The 21,741-nt window shown below is 68.8% G+C and carries 18 protein-coding genes and 1 pseudogene; 8 read left to right on the forward strand and 11 right to left on the reverse strand.

Translation table 11 applies throughout. The features are described from left to right. Nucleotides 1–38 precede the first annotated feature (38 nt). From ACZ4FH_RS18735 to ACZ4FH_RS18745, 3 genes are all read right to left on the reverse strand, one after another. The gene (locus ACZ4FH_RS18735) at nucleotides 39–962 is read right to left on the reverse strand and encodes a carbohydrate ABC transporter permease (protein ID WP_467305915.1); all 924 of its coding nucleotides are present in this window, start codon (nucleotides 960–962) and stop codon (nucleotides 39–41) included. Continuing rightward, nucleotides 949–1,791 carry a carbohydrate ABC transporter permease gene (locus ACZ4FH_RS18740; protein WP_467305916.1) on the reverse strand — a complete coding sequence of 281 codons (843 nt, stop codon included), beginning with the start codon at nucleotides 1,789–1,791 and terminating at the stop codon, nucleotides 949–951. Before ACZ4FH_RS18740 ends, ACZ4FH_RS18735 begins: the two co-directional genes overlap by 14 nt. Nucleotides 1,792–1,929: 138 nt before the next feature. Continuing rightward, nucleotides 1,930–3,201, reverse strand: a complete 1,272-nt coding sequence (locus ACZ4FH_RS18745) for an ABC transporter substrate-binding protein (RefSeq protein WP_467305918.1) — start codon at nucleotides 3,199–3,201, stop codon at nucleotides 1,930–1,932. Nucleotides 3,202–3,427: 226 nt separating this feature from the next. Here ACZ4FH_RS18745 and ACZ4FH_RS18750 point away from each other — a divergent pair, with 226 nt between their 5' ends. Then, nucleotides 3,428–4,486, forward strand: a complete 1,059-nt coding sequence (locus ACZ4FH_RS18750) for a LacI family DNA-binding transcriptional regulator (protein WP_467305919.1) — start codon at nucleotides 3,428–3,430, stop codon at nucleotides 4,484–4,486. Nucleotides 4,487–4,574: 88 nt separating this feature from the next. On the opposite strand, the gene ACZ4FH_RS18755 is transcribed toward ACZ4FH_RS18750, so the two are convergent. The 4 genes from ACZ4FH_RS18755 to ACZ4FH_RS18770 form a co-directional block, all read right to left on the reverse strand. After that, nucleotides 4,575–5,966, reverse strand: a complete 1,392-nt coding sequence (locus ACZ4FH_RS18755) for a glycoside hydrolase family 10 protein (protein ID WP_467305921.1) — start codon at nucleotides 5,964–5,966, stop codon at nucleotides 4,575–4,577. Between the two features lie 489 nt (nucleotides 5,967–6,455). After that, nucleotides 6,456–7,181, reverse strand: a complete 726-nt coding sequence (locus ACZ4FH_RS18760; RefSeq protein WP_467305922.1) for a hypothetical protein — start codon at nucleotides 7,179–7,181, stop codon at nucleotides 6,456–6,458. A 399-nt stretch (nucleotides 7,182–7,580) separates the two neighbouring features. Then, complete coding sequence (locus tag ACZ4FH_RS18765; RefSeq protein WP_467305925.1) at nucleotides 7,581–8,279, reverse strand: response regulator; 699 nt, start codon at nucleotides 8,277–8,279, stop codon at nucleotides 7,581–7,583. Beyond that, on the reverse strand, nucleotides 8,276–9,577 hold the full coding sequence (locus ACZ4FH_RS18770; RefSeq protein ID WP_467306217.1) for a sensor histidine kinase: 1,302 nt from the start codon (nucleotides 9,575–9,577) through the stop codon (nucleotides 8,276–8,278). The genes ACZ4FH_RS18765 and ACZ4FH_RS18770 overlap by 4 nt, the downstream gene beginning before the upstream one ends. A gap of 223 nt (nucleotides 9,578–9,800) precedes the next feature. Between ACZ4FH_RS18770 and ACZ4FH_RS18775 the strand changes: the two are divergent. The 5 genes and pseudogenes from ACZ4FH_RS18775 to ACZ4FH_RS18795 all read left to right on the forward strand — a co-directional run. Next, nucleotides 9,801–10,409 (forward strand): annotated as a pseudogene (locus ACZ4FH_RS18775) (ABC transporter ATP-binding protein); the annotation flags it as partial. A gap of 112 nt (nucleotides 10,410–10,521) precedes the next feature. Beyond that, nucleotides 10,522–11,208, forward strand: coding sequence for a site-specific integrase (locus ACZ4FH_RS18780; protein ID WP_467305926.1), 687 nt, complete (start codon nucleotides 10,522–10,524; stop codon nucleotides 11,206–11,208). Between the two features lie 6 nt (nucleotides 11,209–11,214). Then, on the forward strand, nucleotides 11,215–12,087 hold the full coding sequence (locus ACZ4FH_RS18785) for a hypothetical protein (RefSeq protein ID WP_467305928.1): 873 nt from the start codon (nucleotides 11,215–11,217) through the stop codon (nucleotides 12,085–12,087). Beyond that, complete coding sequence (locus tag ACZ4FH_RS18790; RefSeq protein WP_467305929.1) at nucleotides 12,084–13,910, forward strand: hypothetical protein; 1,827 nt, start codon at nucleotides 12,084–12,086, stop codon at nucleotides 13,908–13,910. Before ACZ4FH_RS18785 ends, ACZ4FH_RS18790 begins: the two co-directional genes overlap by 4 nt. A 7-nt stretch (nucleotides 13,911–13,917) precedes the next feature. After that, nucleotides 13,918–14,301 (forward strand): hypothetical protein, encoded by a 384-nt coding sequence (locus ACZ4FH_RS18795; protein WP_467305931.1) that lies wholly within the window; start codon nucleotides 13,918–13,920, stop codon nucleotides 14,299–14,301. A 5-nt stretch (nucleotides 14,302–14,306) separates the two neighbouring features. Here the strand turns inward: ACZ4FH_RS18795 and ACZ4FH_RS18800 are convergent. After that, a protein-coding gene (locus ACZ4FH_RS18800; protein WP_467305933.1) for an IS5 family transposase occupies nucleotides 14,307–15,139 on the reverse strand; the annotation gives its coding sequence in 2 pieces (ribosomal slippage) (nucleotides 14,307–14,812 and nucleotides 14,812–15,139; 834 coding nt in all). A gap of 88 nt (nucleotides 15,140–15,227) precedes the next feature. Here ACZ4FH_RS18800 and ACZ4FH_RS18805 point away from each other — a divergent pair. Together ACZ4FH_RS18805 and ACZ4FH_RS18810 are read left to right on the forward strand one after the other, a co-directional pair. After that, nucleotides 15,228–17,306, forward strand: a complete 2,079-nt coding sequence (locus tag ACZ4FH_RS18805) for an integrase (RefSeq protein ID WP_467305934.1) — start codon at nucleotides 15,228–15,230, stop codon at nucleotides 17,304–17,306. Continuing rightward, nucleotides 17,303–17,734, forward strand: a complete 432-nt coding sequence (locus tag ACZ4FH_RS18810; RefSeq protein WP_467305936.1) for a hypothetical protein — start codon at nucleotides 17,303–17,305, stop codon at nucleotides 17,732–17,734. Before ACZ4FH_RS18805 ends, ACZ4FH_RS18810 begins: the two co-directional genes overlap by 4 nt. 227 nt (nucleotides 17,735–17,961) lie before the next feature. Here ACZ4FH_RS18810 and ACZ4FH_RS18815 read toward each other — a convergent pair whose 3' ends face one another. The 3 genes from ACZ4FH_RS18815 to ACZ4FH_RS18825 are packed head-to-tail and all read right to left on the reverse strand — an operon-like array spanning nucleotide 17,962 to nucleotide 21,276. After that, the gene (locus ACZ4FH_RS18815; protein WP_467305938.1) at nucleotides 17,962–19,794 is read right to left on the reverse strand and encodes a hypothetical protein; all 1,833 of its coding nucleotides are present in this window, start codon (nucleotides 19,792–19,794) and stop codon (nucleotides 17,962–17,964) included. Continuing rightward, nucleotides 19,787–20,254, reverse strand: coding sequence for an ABC-three component system middle component 2 (locus ACZ4FH_RS18820; protein WP_467305940.1), 468 nt, complete (start codon nucleotides 20,252–20,254; stop codon nucleotides 19,787–19,789). Before ACZ4FH_RS18820 ends, ACZ4FH_RS18815 begins: the two co-directional genes overlap by 8 nt. Further along, nucleotides 20,251–21,276 (reverse strand): ABC-three component system protein, encoded by a 1,026-nt coding sequence (locus tag ACZ4FH_RS18825; protein ID WP_467305941.1) that lies wholly within the window; start codon nucleotides 21,274–21,276, stop codon nucleotides 20,251–20,253. The genes ACZ4FH_RS18820 and ACZ4FH_RS18825 overlap by 4 nt, the downstream gene beginning before the upstream one ends. Between the last annotated feature and the right edge of the window lie 465 nt (nucleotides 21,277–21,741).

Below are 21,741 nucleotides of genomic sequence, written 5' to 3' on the forward strand. Positions count from 1 at the left end.
CCTTTCGGTATCCGGCCGCGTGCGGCGGCCGGCCCCGGTCACTTGAGACCGGCGGTGGCGAAGCCCTGCACGAAGTAGCGCTGGCCGATGAGGAAGAGCACGACCATGGGCAGGGTGGCGAGCGTGGTGCCCGCCATGAGGAAGTGCCACTGGGGGCCGTTCTCCGTCTTGAAGACGGAGAGCCCGACCTGGATGACCCGGAGATGGTCCGAGCGGGTCACCAGGAGCGGCCACAGGAAGTTGTTCCAGGACGATTCGAAGGTCAGCAGGGCCACGGTGGTGAGCGCGGGCTTGACCTGCGGCGTCATGATCCGGGCGTAGATCCGGAACTCGCCGAGCCCGTCGAGCCGGGCGGCCTCCTCCAGCTCCACCGGAAGGTCCAGGTAGAACTGCCGGAAGAGGAAGACGGCGAACGGGGTGACCGCCCCGGGCACGATCAGCGCCCACCAGGAGTCGAGCCAGCCGCTGCCGCCCTGGCCGAACAGGTCGTTCCCGCCGGCCAGCGGCATGAAGCGGACGATCAGGAACTCCGGCAGCACCTTGGTGTACGTCGGGATCATCAGCGCCGCGATGAACAGATAGAAGATGACCTCGCTGCCCCGGAACCTGATCCGGGCCAGCGCGTATCCGGCCATCGAGGCGATCACCACGTTCAGCACGGTGTGGCTGACCGCGATGACGAGGCTGTTGCGGGCGTACGTGGCGAAGGGCGCGGCCTTCAGCGCCTCGGCGTAGTTGCCGAACTCCCAGTGCTCCGGCAGCAGACCGGCGTCCTGCGAGGCGATCTCCACCGGCGTCTTCAGCGAGGTCAGCACCATCCAGACGAACGGCACCACCATCAGCAGCGAGACCACGCTCAGCGTCACGTAGAGCGCGATCCGGCCGGGCCGGACCGGCCTGCGCGGGGCCGCCGGACGCGGCGGGCGCACGGGCGCGGAACCGCGCAGCTCAGTTGTGGCCACGGGTGCCTCCCATCATCCGCCGGTTGACCAGGGTGAAGCCCATCAGCAGGACGAACAGCACCAGGGACTGGGCGCAGGCGTAGCCGACGCGGAACTCCCGGAAGGCGGACTTGTAGATCTCGTACGTCATCATCGTGGTGCTGTTGGCGGGTCCGCCGTCGGTGAGGATGTAGATCTGGTCGAAGGACTGGAACGCGCTGATCATCGAGGTGATGAGCACGAAGAACGTCGCGGGCTTCAGCAGCGGCAGCGTGATCGAGAAGAACTGCCGCACCCGGGACGCCCCGTCCACCGACGCCGCCTCGTACAGCTCCTTCGGCAGGGACTGGAGGGCGGCCAAGTAGATGAGCATCTTCATGCCGATGCCCTGCCAGATGCCGACGAGGATCACCGAGGGCATGGCCCAGGTCGTCGAGGAGAGCCAGGCCGGCCCGTTGACCCCGACCAGCGAGAGCAGCGTGTTGAACAGCCCGTTGCCCGGGTTGTAGATCCACAGCCAGACCAGGGCGATCGCCACCGTGGCGGTGACCTGCGGCAGGAAGACCGCGGTGCGGAAGATGCCCCGCGCCTTCAGCCCGGTGTGCAGCGCGAGCGCCGTCAGCAGTCCGAGCAGCATGCCGAACGGCACGGTGAAGAAGGTGTAGATCACGGTGTTCACGACGGACTTGCGGAACACCGCGTCGTGCATCAGCTCGGTGAAGTTGTCGAACCCCACGAACCGCGGCGGCGTCAGCACGTCGTACGTCGTGAACGCCAGGGCCACCGAGGCCACGACCGGCAGGCCGATCCAGAGGGCGGCGTGCAGCAGGGCCGGGGCCACCATCAGCATGCCGGCCCGCCGCCTGCGGCGGCCCGGTCCGGCCGGGGCGCGGCCGGTGCGCCGCCGGGCGGGCCCGACGGGCTCAGGAGGGGAGGGCGGCCGCGCGGGCCGCGCCTTCAGTACGGATGTCGCTCCCACGGCGGTGCCTCACATCCGCCCGATGGCGGCTTCGGCGAGACGGCCGAGCTCCGCGATGGCGTCCTTCGCGGACTGGCCGCCCACGACCGCCGGCTCCAGGGTCGGCTTGATCTTCTCGCGGATCTCCATCCAGGCCGGGGTGCCGCCCTCCGAGCAGGCGTGGGCCATGTTCTGGAGGGAGAAGTCGACGAACTTGTTCTCCTTGACGTAGCCGCTGTCGTTCAGGTCCTTGAGTCCGGGCACCGAGCCGCGCTGCTTCGCCGCGCCGAGGATCGAGTCCGGCGTCGCCAGGTACTCGACGAGCGCACGGGCCGCGGCCGGGTGCTTGGACCGGGCGGACTGGGTGACGAGCGTGCCGCCCTGGAGCATCGCCGGCCGGCGGTTGGCCAGCACGAACGCGCCGAGCTTGTCCTCCTTCAGCAGCTCCGGGTTCTGGGTGCGGACCTGCTCCCACAGGGCGCTGGTCGTCATCATCATCGACGCCCTGCCGGTCTGGACGTTCGAGGGCGCCCCGGCGTCCGTCTTCTTGGCGTAGCTCGCCGAGCCGTCCTTGATCAGGTCCTTGAAGAACTGGAGCGCCTCGACGCCCCGGTCGTCGGTGAACATGACCTTCTTGCCGTCCTCGCTGAACAGCTGACCGCCGTTGGCGAAGAGGAAGGTCTCCCAGCACTGGCGCAGATCGATGGAGAACGGGTCGAAACCGACCCGCCCGCCCGTGGTGAGCTGCTTGGCCACGGCCCGCAGTTCGGGCCAGTTCGCGGGCGTCTTCCTGATGCCGGCCTCGGCGAAGTGGTCCTTGCGGTAGACGACGATCCGGGTGTCCAGCACCACCGGCAGGGCGTACAGCTCGCCGCCGTAGCGCGAGGGCTCCAGCACCCGCTCCTCGTAGTCGTGCGCGGTGGCGAACTTCTCCGGCAGCGGGGCGATCGCCTTCTTGGCGGCGAACGGGGGGATCCAGCCCACGCCCATCATCAGCACGTCGGGCAGCAGCCCGCCGGCCAGACCGGTGGTCATCTTCTCGTTGAGCTGCGCGTACGTGGTGTAGTCCACGTTGACCTTGACGTCCGGGTACTTCTTCCGGAAGCCGCCGAGGACCTGCTTCTCCAGCAGCGTCTTGCCGTTCGCCCCCTCGTAGATCGGGGTGAGGAGCGTGATCTCGCCCTCGGCGGGACCGTCGGCGGAACCGGCCGCCGTGGAGGAGCCGGTCCCGCAGCCGGCCAGCGCGGCCGCGGCGGTACCGGCACCGAGGGCAGCGAGCAGCGACCGTCGTGTGAGTTCCATGGGGCACCCCTTTTGAGGTGGAGGAAGTGGATCGATCCAGCGATGGCGACCCGGCCATGGCTGGGAAGTGCTGGTAAATCGATGCACTGAGACTAGGAACGCCTCAAGAGGCGCGTCAACAGCTGATGCACAAGAATTTTCGGGCACGTTAACGGGTGTACCGGTGAAGAGGATTCAGTAAATCGGTACACTAGACTGGCCGAACACGTTCCGAACCGGAGGTGGCATGAGCGGGGTAACGATCCATCAGGTCGCGGAGGCCGCGGGGGTGTCCGCGAGCACCGTGTCCAACGTCCTCAACGGACGCACCGACCGCATGCAGGCGGCCACCCTGGCACGCGTGGAACAGGTGATAGAGCAGCTGAGCTACCGCCCCAACCGTGCCGCGCGGATGCTGCGCACCGGCCGGATCAAGGTGATCGGCCTCATCGTGCCGTCCGTCGCCAACCCCTTCTGGGGAGCGCTCGCCCGCGAGCTGGAGGCCATCGCACTGGCCGAGGGCTACCACGTGCTGCTCTGCAACAGCGAGCGCGATCCGGCCAGGGAGCTGAAGTACGGCGAGGAGCTGCTGGCGGACGGGGTGAGCGGGGTGGTCCTCTGCTCCTCGCTGCCCTCGCTCGACCATGTCGCCCCGCTGCTCGGCCGGGGCCTGAAGATGGTCGCCTTCGACCGCACCGCGCAGGCGGGCGATCCCGCCTCGCTGGCCTCCATCAGCGTGGACAACGCGATGGGTGCCGAGCTGGCCACCCGCCATCTGCTGGAACTGGGCCACCGCCGGCTGGCCTTCGTCTCCGGTTCGGTCAACAGCGTCAACCGCCGCGAGCGGCTGCGCGGATTCCGCGCCGCCCTGGAGTCGGCGGGGCTGGACCCGGCCGATGCGATCGTCTGGCCCGGCGCGGACACCGCGGAGTTCGGCGACAAGGACGCGGCCGAGCTGGGACGCAGAGCGGCCGTCGAACTGCTGGGCGGCCCCCGCCCGCCCACCGCGTTCGTCGCGATCAACGACATGTGCGCCATCGGGATCTGCCGGGGCGCGCGGGACGCGGGCCGCAGCGCCGGACAGGACGTGTCGGTGGTCGGCTTCGACGACATCCTGCTCGCCGACCTCTTCGAACCGCCGCTCACCACGGTCCGCCAGCCGCTGCCGGAGATGGCCGCCGAGACCTTCCAGCAGTTGCGCGCCCGGATCGACTCCGCCCCGGCCGCCGGGCGTTCACTGCTGATCAGGCCGCGTCTGGTGGTCCGGGAATCGACGGCCCCCGCCCCCGCCGCCGCCTCCGGGTGACCCCGCCGAGCGGCGCGCACACGACGCGAGGACACCGCCACAGGACGGTGCCCTCGCGCTGACGGGCCCGGTGCGGGGCCCGCCGGGGTCAGGACGCGGTGCAGGCGCCGATCGCGGGCGCCGAGGTGTTGCCGTTCGTCATGACGGTGAACCCGAAGGAGGTCGAGGCCCCGGCCGCCAGACTGCCGTTGCCGTTGGGGCGCATCGTCATCACATTGCCGCTGCCGTCCCAGGACGGCGAGCCGTTCCAGGTGGTGGAGACCTTCTGCGGCGAGGAGACCGTCACCGTGACGGTCCAGGTGCTGATCGCCTTGCTGCCGGCCGTGATCGTCACCTGTCCGTTGAAGCGGTCGCCCCAGGTGTTCGTCCTGGTGTACGTGGCGGTGCAGGAGCCGGTCCCGCCGCCGCCGTCACCGCCGCCGCCACTGGTGCCGCCGAGGGCGGTGAGCACAGCGGTGTACGCCTGCTTCTTGCCGTAGTTGTCGTCGAAGAGCAGCGGGGTGCCGCTGCTGCGCCACGAGTACTTGTCGGGAATGCCCCAGACGGTGATGCCCGCGCACCGCGACACGGCGAGACAGGCGTTCACCACCCTGGTGTAGCTGGCCGCCTGCGCCGAACCCGAGCCCTCGATGTCCAGTTCGGTGATCTGCACGTCCACGCCGAGGTCGGCGAAGCGCTGCAGATTGGCCTGGTAGTCGGAGGGGACGGGGGAGTTGGCGTTGAAGTGCGACTGGAAGCCGACGCAGTCGATCGGGACCCCGCGCTGCTTGAAGTCCTTGACCATGGCGTAGACCGCGTTGCTCTTCGCGTTCTGGCCGTCGGTGTTGTAGTCGTTGTAACAGAGCTTGGCCGCGGGGTCGGCCGCGCGGGCGGTGCGGAAGGCCTCCTCGATGAAGCCGTCGCCCAGCTTGTCCTGGAACGGGGAGCTGCGCCGGGCGCCGCTCCCGCCGTCCTGGAAGGCCTCGTTGACGACGTCCCAGGCGTAGATCTTGCCCTTGTAGTGGCCCATCACCTGGTTGATGTGGTTGTTCATCGCCGAGCGCAGATCGGTGGCGTTCAGTCCGCCGACCCAGCCGGGCAGCTGGGAGTGCCAGACCAGGGTGTGGCCGCGGAGCTTCATGCCCTTGCCCTGAGCGTGGCTGACGATCTGGTCGGCGGAGCCGAAGTTGAAGCTGCCCCGGGAGGACTCGACGGCGTCCCACTTCATCTCGTTCTCCGGGGTCACCATGGTGAACTCGGTGTCCAGAGTGGAGGCGTACGCGGCTTCGCCGAGATGGTTCGCCGCGACGGCGGCTCCGAAGTAGCGGCCCTTGGCGGCCGCGGAGGCCCCGAGGGTCGTCGCGGCCTGGGCGGTGCCCGCGAGCGAGAGGACTCCTGCCGCGGTGAGCAGCCCGGCGGTGGCGAGCACACCGGCTCGCCGTAGCAGTGAACTTCTCCGGGGACGGGCGGCGGTGCCGCCGTGCGAGGGGGTGACGATCACTTTCCAACACCTTCTTCCGGTCGCCGGACGGCAGGGGAGGGCCGCCCGCAGGGATGGGGGCTGAACGGTGACGCAGGGAGCGAGGGAGAGTATGCGCGCGGCCGGACGGCTCGTCAACGCCGGATTTCCGAAATATTTCGAGAAGGTAAACGGGTTCCCTGTCACCTGAATGCCCTGTGACCTGCACAGATGTGGCCGACCGATCACATGGGCGGGATCTGTGGGGGGACGCATGGGTACATTCGGCTCTGTCGGCTACGAAAGCATTCCGAATGTGGGGGCGACACTTCGCGACGTCCCCGACGGCAATCTCGCGAAGCCTGGCCATGCGTATCTCATTGACCAGGAGGTTTCCGCGCAATCGCGCGTAATCGCGTGGCTGCTGAATCGAAAGTGGAGCCCATGGGGAGCGAAATGTTTCGACGGAAAAAAGAATCTTGAAATGACTGAGCGGGGGGACGCGCCGACGCGTCCCCCCGCTCGCGGTCCCTACCGTCCGAGTGCCTGCCGCACGCTGCGTCCGTGGTACCGGCCCAGGCGGTACAGCTCCCAGCAGGAGAGCGCCGTCACCGACACCGGCGCCCCGAGCAGGAAGACCACCCGGGCGACGACGGGAACCTCGACGTTCTCGTTGCCGACGATGTCGAGCACGGCCATCACCCACACCAGAAGGGTCGCGAGGACGGGCGGCAGGACCTCGTGGATGTCGGCCGTCCGGAACACGTGCATCAGGCTGAGGCCGATGCCGTACAGCGCGAACCCCAGCGACCAGGCGCACATGACGACCAGGACGACCATGCCGGGAACCCCGATGGCGTCACGGAACCCGCTCGTCGCCGCGTCCGGCGCGACGGCCAGCGGGAACGTCGCCATCGAGCCCATCAGCGCCGCCACCGCCCCGAACGACTTCAGCGACCGCCGCAGATAGAGCCCCCGCAGCGCACCGCGCGCGGCGCACGCGAACAGGGCGATCACGAACGGGAAGGCGCACACGAGGACGAGGGTGCTGATCCAGCTCTGGTCGAACTTGTCGCTCGCGACGCTCTCGGCGCCCCGCGCGGAGTCCACCGGCTTGTACGACATGACGAGCACCAGCCAGGCCGCGATGCCGAGGCCCGTCCGCCACATCTGGATCCTCCGGACCGTCGGATCCTCCACGACGTCCGGCCGCGAGGGCCGGAACGCCCGCTGGGCCGCGTAGAACGGGTTGTACACGCACTTGCGGATCCGCTGACCGCGCGTCAGCGGCGGCCGGGGCCGCGGCGGAGGCGGCTGGGGAGGGTACGGCTGCGGCGGGTACGGGCCCCAGCCCTGCGGGGGAACGGGGGCCGGCTGCGGGGGATACGGGCCGGGGCCGGGACCCGTGGGGTGGGGGACCGGGCCGGGGGCCGGATGACCTCCGGGTCCGGGGCCGTTCGGACCCCAGTGGCCGTTTCCGTACGTGCTCATGGCCTGTGCCCTCGATGTCGCGGTCGGTGCCGTGGTCGCGACGCGGCTCGGGCCGCCCGCTCGGCATGGGGCGCGATCCTATCCGTCACGGACACCCGGACGCGTGCGTTCCGGGCGTCGCCGCGCCCGTCCTCACCGCACCCGCCGCAGTCGTTCGCCCCCGCTTCACGTACGGCCGGCGGACGGCGGGACCTCCTCGCGACCGCCCGTGGTGACCAGCCCCGTCTCGTACGCGGCGATGACGGCCTGGACCCGGTCGCGGAGCCCCAGTTTGGCGAGGATTCGCGCCACGTGCGTCTTGACCGTCGCCTCGGCGAGCCGGAGCCGGGCGGCCAGTTCGGCGTTGCTCAGACCCCGGGCCAGCAGGCCGAGCACCTCCAGCTCGCGCGGGGTGAGCGCGGCGAGGTCGCGGTGCAGGCCGGCGGTCTCCCCGTCGTGCCGGGCGAACCGCTGCACCAGCCGGCGCGTGATGGCCGGGGCCAGCAGGGCGTCGCCGTCGCGCACCGTGCGCACGGCCACCGTCAGGTACTCCGGTGTGACGTCCTTGAGCAGGAAGCCGCTGGCCCCCGCGGACAGGGCCGCGTACACGTACCGGTCCAGGTCGAAGGTGGTGAGGATGAGGACGCGCGGTTCGCCGGGCGCGCCCGTGAGGATCCGCCGGGTCGCCTCCAGACCGTCCGTCCCCGGCATCCGGACGTCCATCAGGACGACGTCGGGGCGGGTGCGGCGGACCGCCTCCACGGCCGCCTCGCCGTCGGCCGCCTCGGCGACGACCTCGATGCCGGCGGCCCCGAGGATCAGCCGGAACCCGGTGCGTACGAGGGTCTGGTCGTCGGCGATCACGACGCGCAGGGGATCGGTCACGGCACATCCAGGGGGATCAGGGCCTCCACACGGAAGCCGGCGGTCGTTCTCGGTCCGGCGTGCAGGGTGCCGCCGTACACGGCCAGGCGTTCGCGCAGGCCGATCAGTCCGCGGCCGTTGCCGCCGGCCGCGCCCGCGCCCGGCGGGCCGCCGGTGTCGGTGACCTCCACCCGCAGCCGGTCCGGCGCGTGGGCGACGGTCACCGAGGCCGCCGCCCCCGAGGCGTGCTTCACCGCGTTGGTCAGGGCCTCCTGGACCACACGGTAGGCGGCGAGTTCGACGCCGGGCGGCAGGGGGCGGGGCGTCCCGGTCACGGTCAGGCCGACCGGCACCCCGGTGGACCTGATCCGCCCGACCAGCGCGTCCAGCTGGTCCAGGCCGGGCTGCGGGGCCAGGTCCGCCTCGGTGTCGTCCGGCTCCTCGCCACCGGGCAGGCCGTCCCCGTCGGGCATCGTGAGCAGCCCCATCACATGGCGCAGTTCCGTCATGGCCGCGCGCCCGCCCGCCTCGACCGCGAGCAGCGCCTCACCGGCGGCCTCGGGGGACGTCCTCATCACGGTGCGGGCGGCCCCCGCCTGAATGAGCATCACGCTGACGTTGTGGGTCACGACGTCGTGCAGCTCGCGCGCGATCCTGGCCCGCTCGTGCTCGACGGCCCGGCGCAGCGCCTCGTCCCGCTCGCGCTCCAGAGCGGTGAGCCGCGCCCGGCCCTCGTCGGTACGGAGTTTCCACGTGCGCAGTCCCACGGCGGCCAGGGCCATCGGCACCAGGATCAGCAGCACGATGTACTCGTTGGGCACCACCGGCGTCACCGAATTGCCCGCCGAGCCGACCAGCAGGATCGCGACCGGCAGCGCCGCCAGCGTCGCCACCCGGTTCCTGCCGTACACGGCTGCGCTGTACACCGCGACGACGAACTGATAGAGCGTCAGCCGCAGCACGCTCTGCGGTGTGGCGAGGATCGCCGCCGTGACCACGCAGAGCACCACCAGCGGATACCGGCGCCGCAGCACCAGCGCCCCCGAGGCCACGGCCGCGAGCCCGACCATGAAGGCCATGCCGCCCGGCCCCGAGGGCCGGGCGACCTCCAGCACCACACCGGGGGCGATCTCCCGCCACACCACCCGGCCGGAGTTGTCGATGCCGTAGAAGACCGTGACGGCCCCCAGCACCAGCGCCACCAGGGCGTCGAACAACTGGGCACGGCGGCTGGGCCGCGGCGGCGGGGCGCCCGTCCGCACGGCCTCCCGCACGGTCCGGCGGGCGGCCTTCCGCAGCCGTTCGAGCGTCGTGGTCAGATCCCTCACCGGTTCATTGTCGCCGCGGTCCCCGCCGCGCCGGCTCCGTCCAGGTGACCATCCGCCGCGCACGGCGTACTCCGTCCGCCTCCGCCGAAAGGATGACGCCCGGCGGACTCGTCCGCACGCGGTACCGAAAGGGGGCCGGGCGGCCGACGCGGCGGTCCGGGTCCCGCTCCTAGCGTTCCGGTGAACCCACCGCACGGAGCCGAGGAGCCCTTTCATGACCACACCGCTGATCGAACTGAGCGGGGTCGGCCGCAGATACGACGGCGGGCCGCCCGCGCTCGACGACGTCTCGCTGAGCGTGTGCGCGGGCGAGTCCGTCGCGATCCTCGGCCCCTCGGGCAGCGGCAAGTCGACCCTGCTCAACCTGATCGCCGGCCTCGACCGGCCCGACACCGGCACCGTCACCGTCGACGGGGTACGGGTGGACCGGCTGAACGAGACCGGGGCGGCGCTCCACCGCCGGACCGGGATCGGCATGGTCTTCCAGTTCTTCCACCTGCTCGACGACCTGACGGTGACGGACAACGTCGTCCTGCCCGCACGGCTCGCGGGCGCACCCCGCCGGGCGGCCGCGCGGCGGGCCGCCGAACTCCTGGAGACCCTGGGCGTCGAGCGCCACGCGGGGGCCCTCCCCGGACGGCTCTCCGGCGGCGAGCGCCAGCGCGTCGCCGTGGCCCGCGCCCTGATGAACCGCCCCGCGCTGCTCCTGGCCGACGAGCCGACCGGAGCCCTGGACACGGCGTCCGGACAGGAGGTCGGCGCGCTGCTCGCGGACCTGAACGCCGCCGGCCAGACCCTGGTCGTCGTCACCCACGACTTCTCCTGAGTGTTGTAGAGGCTCTCAGTTGAGAGCGTTGTGTTGCCGTCGCTTCGTCACGCGAAGTGCGGAAGGTCGTTACTCCTCATGGTTGTGATGTCTCTCAGCCGGAGGGGTAGTGGATCTGTTCTTCGTGAGCCGGGCTCAGGTACAGCAGCGGCCGTTTCTGTTCGACGGGGTAGGTGTGCAGGCGGTGGGTCTGCTCGATTACCGAGCCCTGCCTGATGGCCTGCCGGTGATCGTGGATGAGGGGCTGCGACCAGTAGAGCCGGCCTGTATGTGGTTTCGGCACCTGGCATACATGGGGCGTGATCCGGAGGGCACGCTGCGGCCGTACGCGTACATCGTGCTGCGGTTGATGGAGTTCCTGGTTGAGCGGGGACGGGATCTTGGTACGGCGACGGAGCCAGACCTGGTGGCCTACCGCCGCTCGCGCATCGAGCTTCAGGACTACCCGGTGGGCGGCGCGACCTGGGACCGCGAGGCATCGGTCATCAATTCGCTGTTCGGCTGGCTGGTCGAGCAGGGGTTTCGGCGGATCTCACCCTTGCGTATGGGCAACCACAATTCCGCTGGCAGGTCGCGGTTGCCCAGAGGAAATCGCAATCCGCTGGCGAGCGGGATGAGTCGGGATATGGAAATCCGGCACCTGGCGCTGGACCAGTATCGGTTCTTTCGCGATGTGGGGTTGGGCGGTCAGCGGCCCGATGGAAGTGTGGACCGGGCTTTTCGGGGGTGGGCCCCGCAGCGGAAACGGGCGGCAGCTGATCTGGCGCTGACAAGCGGGATGCGGCTTCAGGAATGATCGACGGTGCTGCTGCCGGAGCTGGCGGTCGGGATGCGCCGGGCTGGGGAGCCGGTCGAGTTCGTGTTGCAGGCATGCGCGAAATACAAGAAGCGCCGCACCGCCTACGTCCCGCCGGACGCACTGTCGTCGGTGGACACCTTTGTGCTGCTGGAGCGTCCGGAGATCGTGGCGCCGATGGCCCGCACGTTGGAGCGGCGTCACCGCGAGTTGCTGGTGGTGATTGAGATCGACTACGCGCGGGGCCAGTTGCGCGGGCGGTGGCAGGGTCGGGAGCGGGAGTTCGCATGGTCGGCCATGGCGCCGAAGCTGCGGTGGCTGACGGTGCATGAGGGGCCGCACGGGCTGGAGCCGCTGGCGGTGTTCGTCGGGCACGGCAGCACGCTGCTGTCGGCCTCGTCATGGGACCGCATCCGGCATCTGGCTTGGGACCGGATGGCGGCCGTCCGCGACGATCTGCGGGCGCCGATGCTCCCTGTGAAGCGATGGCGCTTCCATGATCTGAGGCACACCTTCGCGCTGCGGCTGCTGGCCTTCCTGATGCGGCGGGCTCTGGAGCGGGAGGCAGCGGTCCGGGGCGGGATGTCGGTGGCCGACCACATCGCGTTCAACCCGCTGCTGATCGTCAGCCGCAGGTTGGGGCACTCGTCGCCAGCTATCACCTATGAGTACCTGCGTTATCTGGGAAGAGCCGATGCACTACGTGGACGCCGCGTTCGCGGAGTGGAGTGCGGCGGACGGCGACACCTACGCGGACATCGCCCTGCGGGCGCTGGGGATGGAGGCGAAGCATGCCGAGACGCGGTGAACGGCCCCGGGACTTTCACCATCAGGCGCCGAAGGATCCGGTGGCGAGGGTCGGTATTCGGCAGGCGATGACAGCCGACGTCCGGGGAGTCGTGCGTCCCTCGCCGTTCGACCCGACGGGCTATGCCTGCCGCAGCCTGGCGGAGGAACTGGCCGATGAATGGGTTGAGTTCGTCGAGGTCTCGCGGGTGCGGGTCGGTACAACCCGCAACTACAGGCAGGCGATCGAGACTTTCTGCCGGTTCGCCGACGGGCTGCTGGGTGAGCGAGCGCCGCAGGCGTCCATGGCCCAGCCGGACCCGGACCTGGCGGTAGTGCCGCTGGCCTGGGAGAGGCAGCTGCCCGCGCGGTCACCGCTCGGCTCGACTCGGCCGGCGGTGATGGCATCCGCGATCCGCACACTGATCAACCGGCGGGGCCAGCATCCCGACCGGCTGGTTGATCCGGGCCTCGGGGGCCTGGCCGCGGGGCAGCACACGCTGCACTGGGGCAGCTCGCGCGAGCTCGATGAGTTCTCCCGCAAGGACAAGGCCGCGCTGGTGCATGCGGTTTGGAAGGACAGCGGAGACCTAGCCAAGCGCCTGGCCGCCGGGCGGGCGCTGGCCGCCACCGGCGGCCACCCGGCTGAGCACGGGTGGCTGAGCCTGCCTAACCTGCTCTGGGGACTGGCCAATGAGGCTGTCACCCCGAGGGAGATCGCGCGGCAGTTGCGCGGGTTGTGGCCGGCGGAGCTGTCCGCTCTGGTGGTACGTGAGGACGTCCGCCCGAGCATGCGGGTCTACTTCCTGATCCTCGCGTTGCTGGAGATGCTCTATCCCACGCAGCGAGACCTGCACGCCTTCCGGGTGCTGCTGGTGGCCGCGACCGGGCATGCTCCGGAGGAGCTGACAAGCCTGGACGAGGACGACGTGGAGGTCGTCGAGAACGGGGTCCGCCTCACGCTGACCAAGCATCGGGCCCGGCGGATTCGCCGCCGGGCCTTCACCCGGATCGCTCCGGCCGGGACCGAGGAAGAGGTGCAGATCCATTCCGACCGGCCCCGTCTGGAGGTGTCGGAGATCCTGCGGCGACTGCTGGAGGTGACCGCACCGCTGCGGGAGAGGGCCCAGGAGCGTCCGGCGCCGTTGTTCATGCAGGCGTCCATGTCGATGAAGGTTTGGGAGGTCAACGTCTGCCAGTTCAACCCCTGCGGCGGCCCGCGCCAGTCGTTTCGGGGTTGGCTGGACAAGGTCGGCCTGGAAGTGGAGGGCTTGGCCGATGTCCGGCGGCTACGGAAGTCGACGAAGGTGGAGAAGGCCATCGCGTTCGGCGGCCGCATCGCCGACATCGCCGATGACCATCATGAGGAGACCTTCCGCGGCCACTACGGGCAGGGCACCACGCTGCGGGTGGTCTCGGGGAAAGTGATCACCTCCGCCCAGCAGGCGTGGTTCGACAAGGCGACGGCGGGGCCGGTGGTCCTGGACGACGCCGCGGCGTCCTCCCCGAGCTCGGCCCTGGCCGGGCTCGGGCTCACCCCTGAGCAGGCCGAGGACCTGCGGGCCGGGGCCCTGGACATGGGCGTCACCAGCTGCCGTGACCCCTTCGACTCGCCGTTCTCCGCACGCGGTCAGCTCTGCGCGGTCGCACCGCTTCGGTGCCTGGAATGCCGCAACGCTTGGATTCTGCCGTCGAACTTGCCCCAGCTGCTGCTGTTCGCCGACCACTTGGAGGCGATGCGACGGCGGCTGAGCCCGGTGCACTTCCACACCCTCTGGGGGCAGACCGCCACCAACCTGGAGGCAGTCCTGGCTGACCGCACCGATCAAGAGATCGCCACCGCCCGCCAGCACATCGCCGACGGCGGCGTGAGCCTTCAGCTTCCCCTAGAGCCTGTCTCTTGGATCCGTCCGTGAGATCGTCGTGCTCGTGATCGAGTCTTGGGTGATCAATGACGACAGACCTGTCCCTGTGTCGTCGGCGGGGGTGGTGGAGGCTCTTCGGTCGAGGATGGACCACGGGCAGCTTAAGACATGGCTGACCAGTTCGTCTGGACGGTTGCTGGCCTTCGTGACGAATGCCGAGCGGGCGATGGTTGTGCTGCTCAAAGGCGAGGGTGATCCCGGCGAGCACGCCGTGGCCCCCGGAACTGCGGGGTCGAGTGACGGGTTCGTCCTCTCCAGCGGGCAGGGCGACGAGTATCCAGATGAGGACACCGTCCCCATCCGTGAGGCATTCAGGCTCGTGGAGCACATCGTTGGCACGGGTTCTTGGCCTGCGGACGCACGTTGGGTGGTCGATCGCTGAGCGGGCTATTGCCGTGCCCAGATAAGGATCGCGGCGAGTTGGAGCGCGGCCTGGTAGGCGATGGCGAGCTTGTCGGTCCGCATGGCCAGGCCGCGCCACTGCTTGAGCCGGTTGATGCATCGCTCGACCGCGTTGCGCTGCTTGTACGACTCCGCGTCGAAAGTCGGCGGGCGACCGCCCGCACTGCCTCGCCGCAGCCGGTGACCGATCTGGTCGGAGGGCTGGGGGATGACAGCGCGGATTCTGCGTTGGCGGAGGTGACTTCGGATCGCGCGGGATGAGTACGCGCGATCCGCGAGGACGGCATCGGGGCGGGTCCTTGGTCTTCCAGGGCCGCTTCGCGGAACGCGGATGGCGGCCATGACGGTCTCGAAGGCCGGGGCGTCACCCGCCTGGCCTGCGGTGACGCGGAGGGCCAGAGGTCGTGCATGGGCGTCACTGGCGAGATGGACCTTCGTGCTCAGGCCGCCGCGGGAACGCCCGAGCGCGTGGTCGTCGGGTTCGGCCCGGCCGAGAGCCCCTTTTTCCGGGCTCCGGCGGAATGCTGGTGAGCGCGGCAGACGGTGGAGTCCACCGACACGGTCCAGCCGATGTCGTCAGCGTCGTCGGCCGCTGCCAGGAACGCGGCGAGTATGCGTTCCCAGGTGCCGTCCACGGCCCACCTGATCAGTCGTTTGTGAGCGGTCTGGAACGAGCCGAGCTCGACCGGCAGGTCCCGCGAGGGCGAGCAGGTGCGGTACTTCCACGCGATGGCCTCCAGGGTTCGGCGATGATCGGCCCACCGCCGACCACGAACCGGATCGGCCGGCGTCAAGGGCTCGATCCGGTCACATCGCATCAGTGATCACCAATCGGACGGACATATCCGATCAACTGACCAACCGATCAAAGAGACACGCTCTAGCCGCACGAGCGGAGTTCGACGCGTGAACCACCCCCTTTCCCTGGCCCGCACCCGCCCCGCATTCTCCGACGGCGAGCCGGTCCTGGCCTCCCACACCCTGTTGGCCGGCACACACAGCCCAAGGTTCGGTAACAGCGAGAACTGGGACTTCAACGACGTCCTGCGCCGTCCGGCGAACCTGACCCCAGGCGGCTGGAAGCTGATGTTCACCCGGTTCGAGGGCCCGTGGAAGCTGCGGGCCCGCGAGGTCGCGATGATCGAGCTCAACCCCCGCCACCCGCTGGTGCTGGCATCGGGCATCCCCGCACCCCGCCGGCCCAACGACCCGCGCTCGGTCGTACTCGTGCTCAGCGCGATGAGGACCCTGGCGGCCTGGGCGGCCGAGCGGGGGCTCTCGCCGGACCTGGCGACATGGCGGGACCATCACCTGCACGCCTACCTAGCCCAGTTGAAGGAGCGGATCACTGCAGACACCGCTCTCACCCATGTCAAGGCGATCCGCGAACTGCACCGCTGCGGGCCGCTACTGACTGGGGGAGGACTTCCCACCGATCCCTGGCAGGGCATGTCCTCGCGCGCGGCGGCCGGGGTGACCTGGACCAAGACCAGCCGGGAGATCTCCACCCCGGTCATCCCGCCGGACATTTGGTTCCCGCTGATCAACGCCTCCTGGACCTACATCGACCGGTTCGGCCCGGACATCCTGCTAGCGGACCGCACCTACGAGAGGCTGCGGGTGAACGCGAGCCAGGGCGGCAGCGGGACAGCCGCGTTCCGACTTCATCGGTGGCTGGACGATCCCCGCAACCGCGTTCCTCTGCATCATGCCCACGAGCCTGCGATCCGCGACGTCGGCGGCGTCCACTGGAACCTGCTGGCCTGGCAGATCGGCTACGACCCCGCCCGGTCCCATGCCCTGGTCGCCGGCAAGACCGTTCCCAGAAAGCTCGCCCTGGCCGCAGTCGAGCGGGGCCAGTGCCGGCCAGCGAGTCTGATCGACTCGTACGCGACGGTCACCCGGCCCGACGGCACCACCGGACCCTGGCATCCGGGCCTGGACCCGCGCTGCCTCCAGGCGGAGATCCGCACGTTGCGGGTCGCCTGCTTCGTCTTCGTCTCGGCGCTCAGCATGATGCGCGACGGGGAGGTCCACGAGATCACCAAGGGCTCGGTCGTCCAGCACTACGGGGCCCCGGCAATCACCTCCGCGCTGATCAAGGGGCAGGAAGACTTCCCCGTCAAACACTGGTGGATCATCGAGCCGGTCGCCCGCGCCATTGCCACGGCCGAGGAGCTGACCCCGCACCCCGAACGGATCTTCACCGGCGTCCGCAGCCGCACCGGCTTTGGCGAGACCTTCTCGGCCACCGAGCGCATGGCCGCCTTCATCAAACACATCAACGCGATGACCGCGCTGACCGGCCTGGAGTCGATCCCCGAAGGCCGGGTCGCCCCACACATGTTCCGCCGCACCATGAGCATGCTCACCGACCAGTTCCCCGGCTCCGAGATCGCGTTGGGCATCCAGCTCAAGCACGCCGCCGCCAGGGCCCTGGCTAACCGCACCACCCAGGGCTACGCGGCGAGTAACGCATCGTGGGCGCAACATCTTGACTACGCCGTCGAGGCGGCCCGGTTCCGCAACCTGCAGGAACTCTTCGACACTCACAAGACCGGTCGGCCTATCGGCTCCGGCCCCGGCGCCGAACAGCTGACCCGCACCTTCAGCAAGATCCGCGACACCGTCGCTGCCCACGGCGGCGACGCCGTCGTCGAGGAGGCGATGCTCAAGAAGGCCCGCATCTCCATCCGCTTCGGGACGTTGAACAACTGCCTCTTCGACGCCGCCAACCCCGTCGGCGCCCTCTGCCTGGAGAACGCTGTGATCCCGCCCGGACACACCGGTCCGCTGCCCGACCGCTGCCGCCCCGAACGCTGCGACTACAGCATGCTCGACATCCAGCACGTCGCGATCTGGGACAGCGAAGACCGCACCCTGCTCAAGCTCTTGGACACCCCCGGCCTGCCCGCCGGGCGACGGGCCGCGCTCGAACAGCAGCTGGCCGACGTCCAGACACTCCTGCGGAAGGTTCCCCGATGACCACCAGCACGGGTGTCTCCGCCCGCACCGAAACAGCCCTGCGCGAGGCCATGGCCCGACTCTTCGCTGGGAAGCCGGCTCGCACCGATGGACGGCTGACCAAGGACAGCCTCGCCCAGGAGGCCGGGGTCAGCCCAGCCACGATGTTCCGGGCCAAAGACGTGCTGGCTGATTGGGATGCCCATACCGCCGCCCACGGCACCCTGACTCCCGGCGAAGCCCGCCGCGACACTGGCATCCGCGGCCTGCGGCACAGACTCGCCCAAGCCAAACGCGAGATCACTGACCTGCACCAGCAGCTGGCCGCGGCTGCCACCGTCATCGCCGCCCTACATCACGACAACCAACTCCTGCGAGCCGAACACACCGCGGCTGGCGCCCTCACTGTCCAGCCGCTCAGGTCCAGGGCCCACAGCCCCTTGGGCTGACAGAGGCAGTTCACATTGATCACAACTGCGCCCGCTTTTCACGCTCGGTACCGTCTTGAGTGGTGGTTCCGAGCACGGCCCGAGTGCGACACCGACCGCGGGAGTCCAGGTGCCTCACGTGCGGTCCAACCAGCAGACGCACAACCCTAGAGTTATCCAGCAGAGCACCGGATTCCTCGGCTTTGTTGCTGAAGCGCCAGCCCTACTGATCCTGGGATTGACGGGGTTCACAGGAGGAAGCCAGGGCGGCCGTCGGCGGCGGTGAAATTGTAGGTGGTGGCTTCGGAGAGGACTCCGATGGGCGGATCGCCATTCTCGATGATCACAGCCTGTCCGGGAAAGGCAAGCATGTCCCCGTAGAAGCGCTCTACGACGGTGGATGTGATGCGCACGTCAGGTAGGTCGGGGTCCTGTGGGGTGTACTTCACCGGCTGGCGGTAGGTGACCACAGGGGAGTCCAGGACGACGAAGCCGAGATGGGGAAGGTCTCGTTCCATGCAGAAGCGGGCCAGGGACGTAGTGAAGGCCGAATGCAATACGGATCGCACCCCCTTGCCACGGCCAGCACGTGGGCGACCCCCGGCCCGGATCTCGGCGTTGTACTGGTCGTACCCGGAGTTGTCGACTGCCGGGACTTCCCAGCTGCCCAGCGTGTGTTGGAGGACTGAGTCGAAGTCGTTGACGACCCCGGCGGCGATGTACTCCGCAGGCCGGGCAGCGGGCACCGCTCCCTCCCCGTCGAGGCGAGAGCGCTTGTCCTCAAGTTCTGCGATCCGCGCATGTAGTTCTAGCCCTCGCTCGACTGCCGATCGCGCGTCCAGCAGTTCCTGAAGGCCTTCTCTGAGCGGTACGAGCTGACCCTCGACTTCGGCGATGAGTTCGTCCAGCGCCTCTAGGTCGTCCTTGACGGCCTGCCACGTCCGGGCGATTTCCTCCTGTTCGCTGGCGAGGTCGGCGATGGTCGGCAGGAGGTCGGTGAGCAGGGAAGTTGTCTTCTCGGCCTCCGCCCGCACCGCAATGTGGAGCTGAGTGGCCTCCTGCTGGCTGTGGCCGGGGTGCTGGTGCTCGGGATCCGCTCCGCAAAAGACGCAGGTTCCGACGCGGAAGTAGCCGAGGATGCTGCCAGCCTCGTTGACCATGACCAAACGATCCAGATCGGAGCGGTACTGGTCCTCCAGCAGGCTAAACCGTCCAAGCAGATCGTTGACCTCGGCCAGCCGTTCGTCCAGCCCCGCCAGTCGGCGGGCGTGTGTCATTCGCTCGCGCACAGCCTCGCGGTGACCTTCGTCGGCCTCGCGAAGGGCAGTGCTCTGCGCGTTGATCGCGGTTTTGACACGTGCCAGGCGGTCCTTGAGGTCGCGCTCATTCTCGTCCGACTCAAGTTTCGCGTACAAGTCGATCACGAGCTGGTCCAAAAGATTTATCTGTCCCCTGTTCACACGCCGCTGTCCCGCGTTGGGCCCGGTATCGATGGAGGGGTCTCCCTCCCCTGTGAGGAGGAACCGCATGACCGATGTCTCCGCGGTGCGGGTGGTGGCGGTGCCGGTGCGTAGGACCGGGGAGGGCATGGCGATCATGCGGTCCTCTGTCACCACGGACAGGTGCACCAAATCGGTCAGTGTCAGGGGGCGAGTGCCGCCGGCCTCGTTCTTGCGGATGAGGACATCGTCTAGCCCCATTGCACGCATCAGATGGACGGAGAGGCTGTTCTTGCTGCGGGCGTTGTGAACCGAGTTCACGATGGCGTCCGCTGGGCGGTGGACCAGGTCGCGGAGGTCTTCGTGATGCAGGTGCGTGGAGTTGGTGCCGGGGCGACGGACGAGGGTCAGCGGGCTGCCGTCGGGCAGTAGCAGCCCGAGGAGGATCTGGGTGTATCCCTCGGCCTCCGGGACCATAGTCAGTTGGGTGCCGCCGAGCATGTACTCGACAGACCTGACGATGAAGGTCTTCCCGGTGTCGGAGGCGCCGTAGATCGCGGTGAGCTCGGGGCCGAAGACGATTTGCGCTGATGGCTTGCCCGAGCCAGCGTAGGTGAGGTGGACCAGCTGGAGACTACCCACGATGGCCCCCGAAAGGACGGGTGGTCGCGGAGGCGGCGGGAGTCGTTAGCAGGGACCGGGTGGTGGCACGTACGTCGGTGTCCGGGGCCCAGTGGTGGACGGCCCATTCCGCGCGCTCGCGAAGCCGCAGGACGTATGGGGCTTCGAGAACGTCTACGAAGGCCGGGCCGCGTTCAGTGGCTCGGTAGACCAGGCCGGTCCCTTCAGCTTCGAGTTCCGCCAGGCCGGCGCGGATGAGCACCAGAAGTGCCTGTTCGAGGAGCGTGCGCTTCAGGCCGAGTTCTCCCGAGCGAGCGGGCAGGTCTGGGTGCAGGCTGGGCGGACCGTCGAACTCTCCGCTGTGCAGTACGGCATGGTCCAAGAGAGCGAGCTGGGCAAGATCCAGAGCATCGGGATGGCTCTCTGAGAGCAGCACCAGGGCCCGCACGCCAATCTCAAGCGGGCTATTCAGCGGCTTCATGTCCCTTCTCCCTCACACCACGTGAGCTCGTCCTCGTTCGCCAGGTGATGACATACCCCGGTACGGTCCAGAGTTCTCACATGCTGAGCGAAGATCGTCTGCGTCAGCCCGGCACTGATCGCCTGCGAGGTGACGGCCTGTAGGCGCTTCCACCCCGTGGCGTGGTCATCTCTCGCCACATCGACCACGGCGTCGTATATGTCCTTGACAATGGCCTCGAAATGGCCCGCGGGGTAGGCTTCCTCCCCGAAGCGGCGTAGAGACTCTGCGCTGAAGAATGCTTCACGTTGGTGGCGCAAGTGAGGGCCAGCCGTTGGATGCTGCGCAATCTGGGTGACGGTGCTGGCGCCATCGGGCCAGCGCTCCGTGTAGACCTGAACGAGTTGCTGCACGTAGCGGGCCTCGCGGGGCTCCGGCTTCTCGGGCGGTTCCATGACGGCTGGGCGGGGCGGGGACTCTGGCGGGAATCTCCTCACCCAGAAGTCAGTGGTCTTGTGCTGTTCAAGCATCTGCTTCATGTTGACGGTCTGAAAGATCTCGAACGGCGTCTCAGCCGCCAACTCCTCGGCCTCGCGCCTCAACCGCGGGCCCAGATCCGTGATGACCTTGTCCGTCGTCTCGCGCAGCGCCTCCACGAAGCCCTTGCGGGTACTGGCCGGGCGTTGCAGGGCCTGGTGCAGACTGGGGCCGATGGACGGGGCAACGAAAGTGTACTGTTCCGGCAGGATGAACTCACCGGTGACCACGCCCGCGAACATCTTTCGAATCTCGCCTGCCGCAGTGCTCCAAGCCAACGTTGTCTTGTAGCGCTTGCACTGGAAGTTGTGCCAGGGGCCCTCAAGGCCCTGGGGGGTGAGGAACGCGGCCACGTCAATGCCGTGGTCGCCTGCGCCTCCCTGGCGCACCACCCGCACGTACAGGCTGTCCAGCGCGGGCACCCACTCTTCGACGAACTTCTCGAACTCGTCGGGATCGTAGCCAAAGACGATCTTCTCGGGCGACGGCATGGCCGGAAACTGCATGGCCGATGGATAGTTGAGGATGAGTGATGGGGTACCTGCCTGGCCCTCTGCCCCCCGCGGGCCCTGACTCGGATCCAACGTCTCCCCCTGAACGCCGCCACTTTCCACGATCGACCCACTAGAGGTATCACTGGCAGGTCGTTCACGAAAAGGCCACAACCGAGCGAATGGGAGGTCGTTTTCACCGCAAGTTTCCCGTTATCTGACGTTCTTCGGAGTGCGGGGAGATGGGATGTGGCTGTGTCAGCATCGGCCCCGGGACCGGTGGGCTTGCATGCGGAGAGGGCGCGTATTCACGATCCGCTTGACGCGTCGGACACAGTGAGTGATCGCTTGGGTCACAGCGGCCGCGAGCAACAACCAGAGTCGGCTGTTGAGGAGCTCGACCCGGATGAACCTGATGTAGCAGTCGAAGGGTTGGACACCGCAGGCCGGAGGTCGCGCTGCTTCGGCGGCGGCACACCG

Source organism: Streptomyces sp. NPDC024555, from assembly GCF_055559335.1.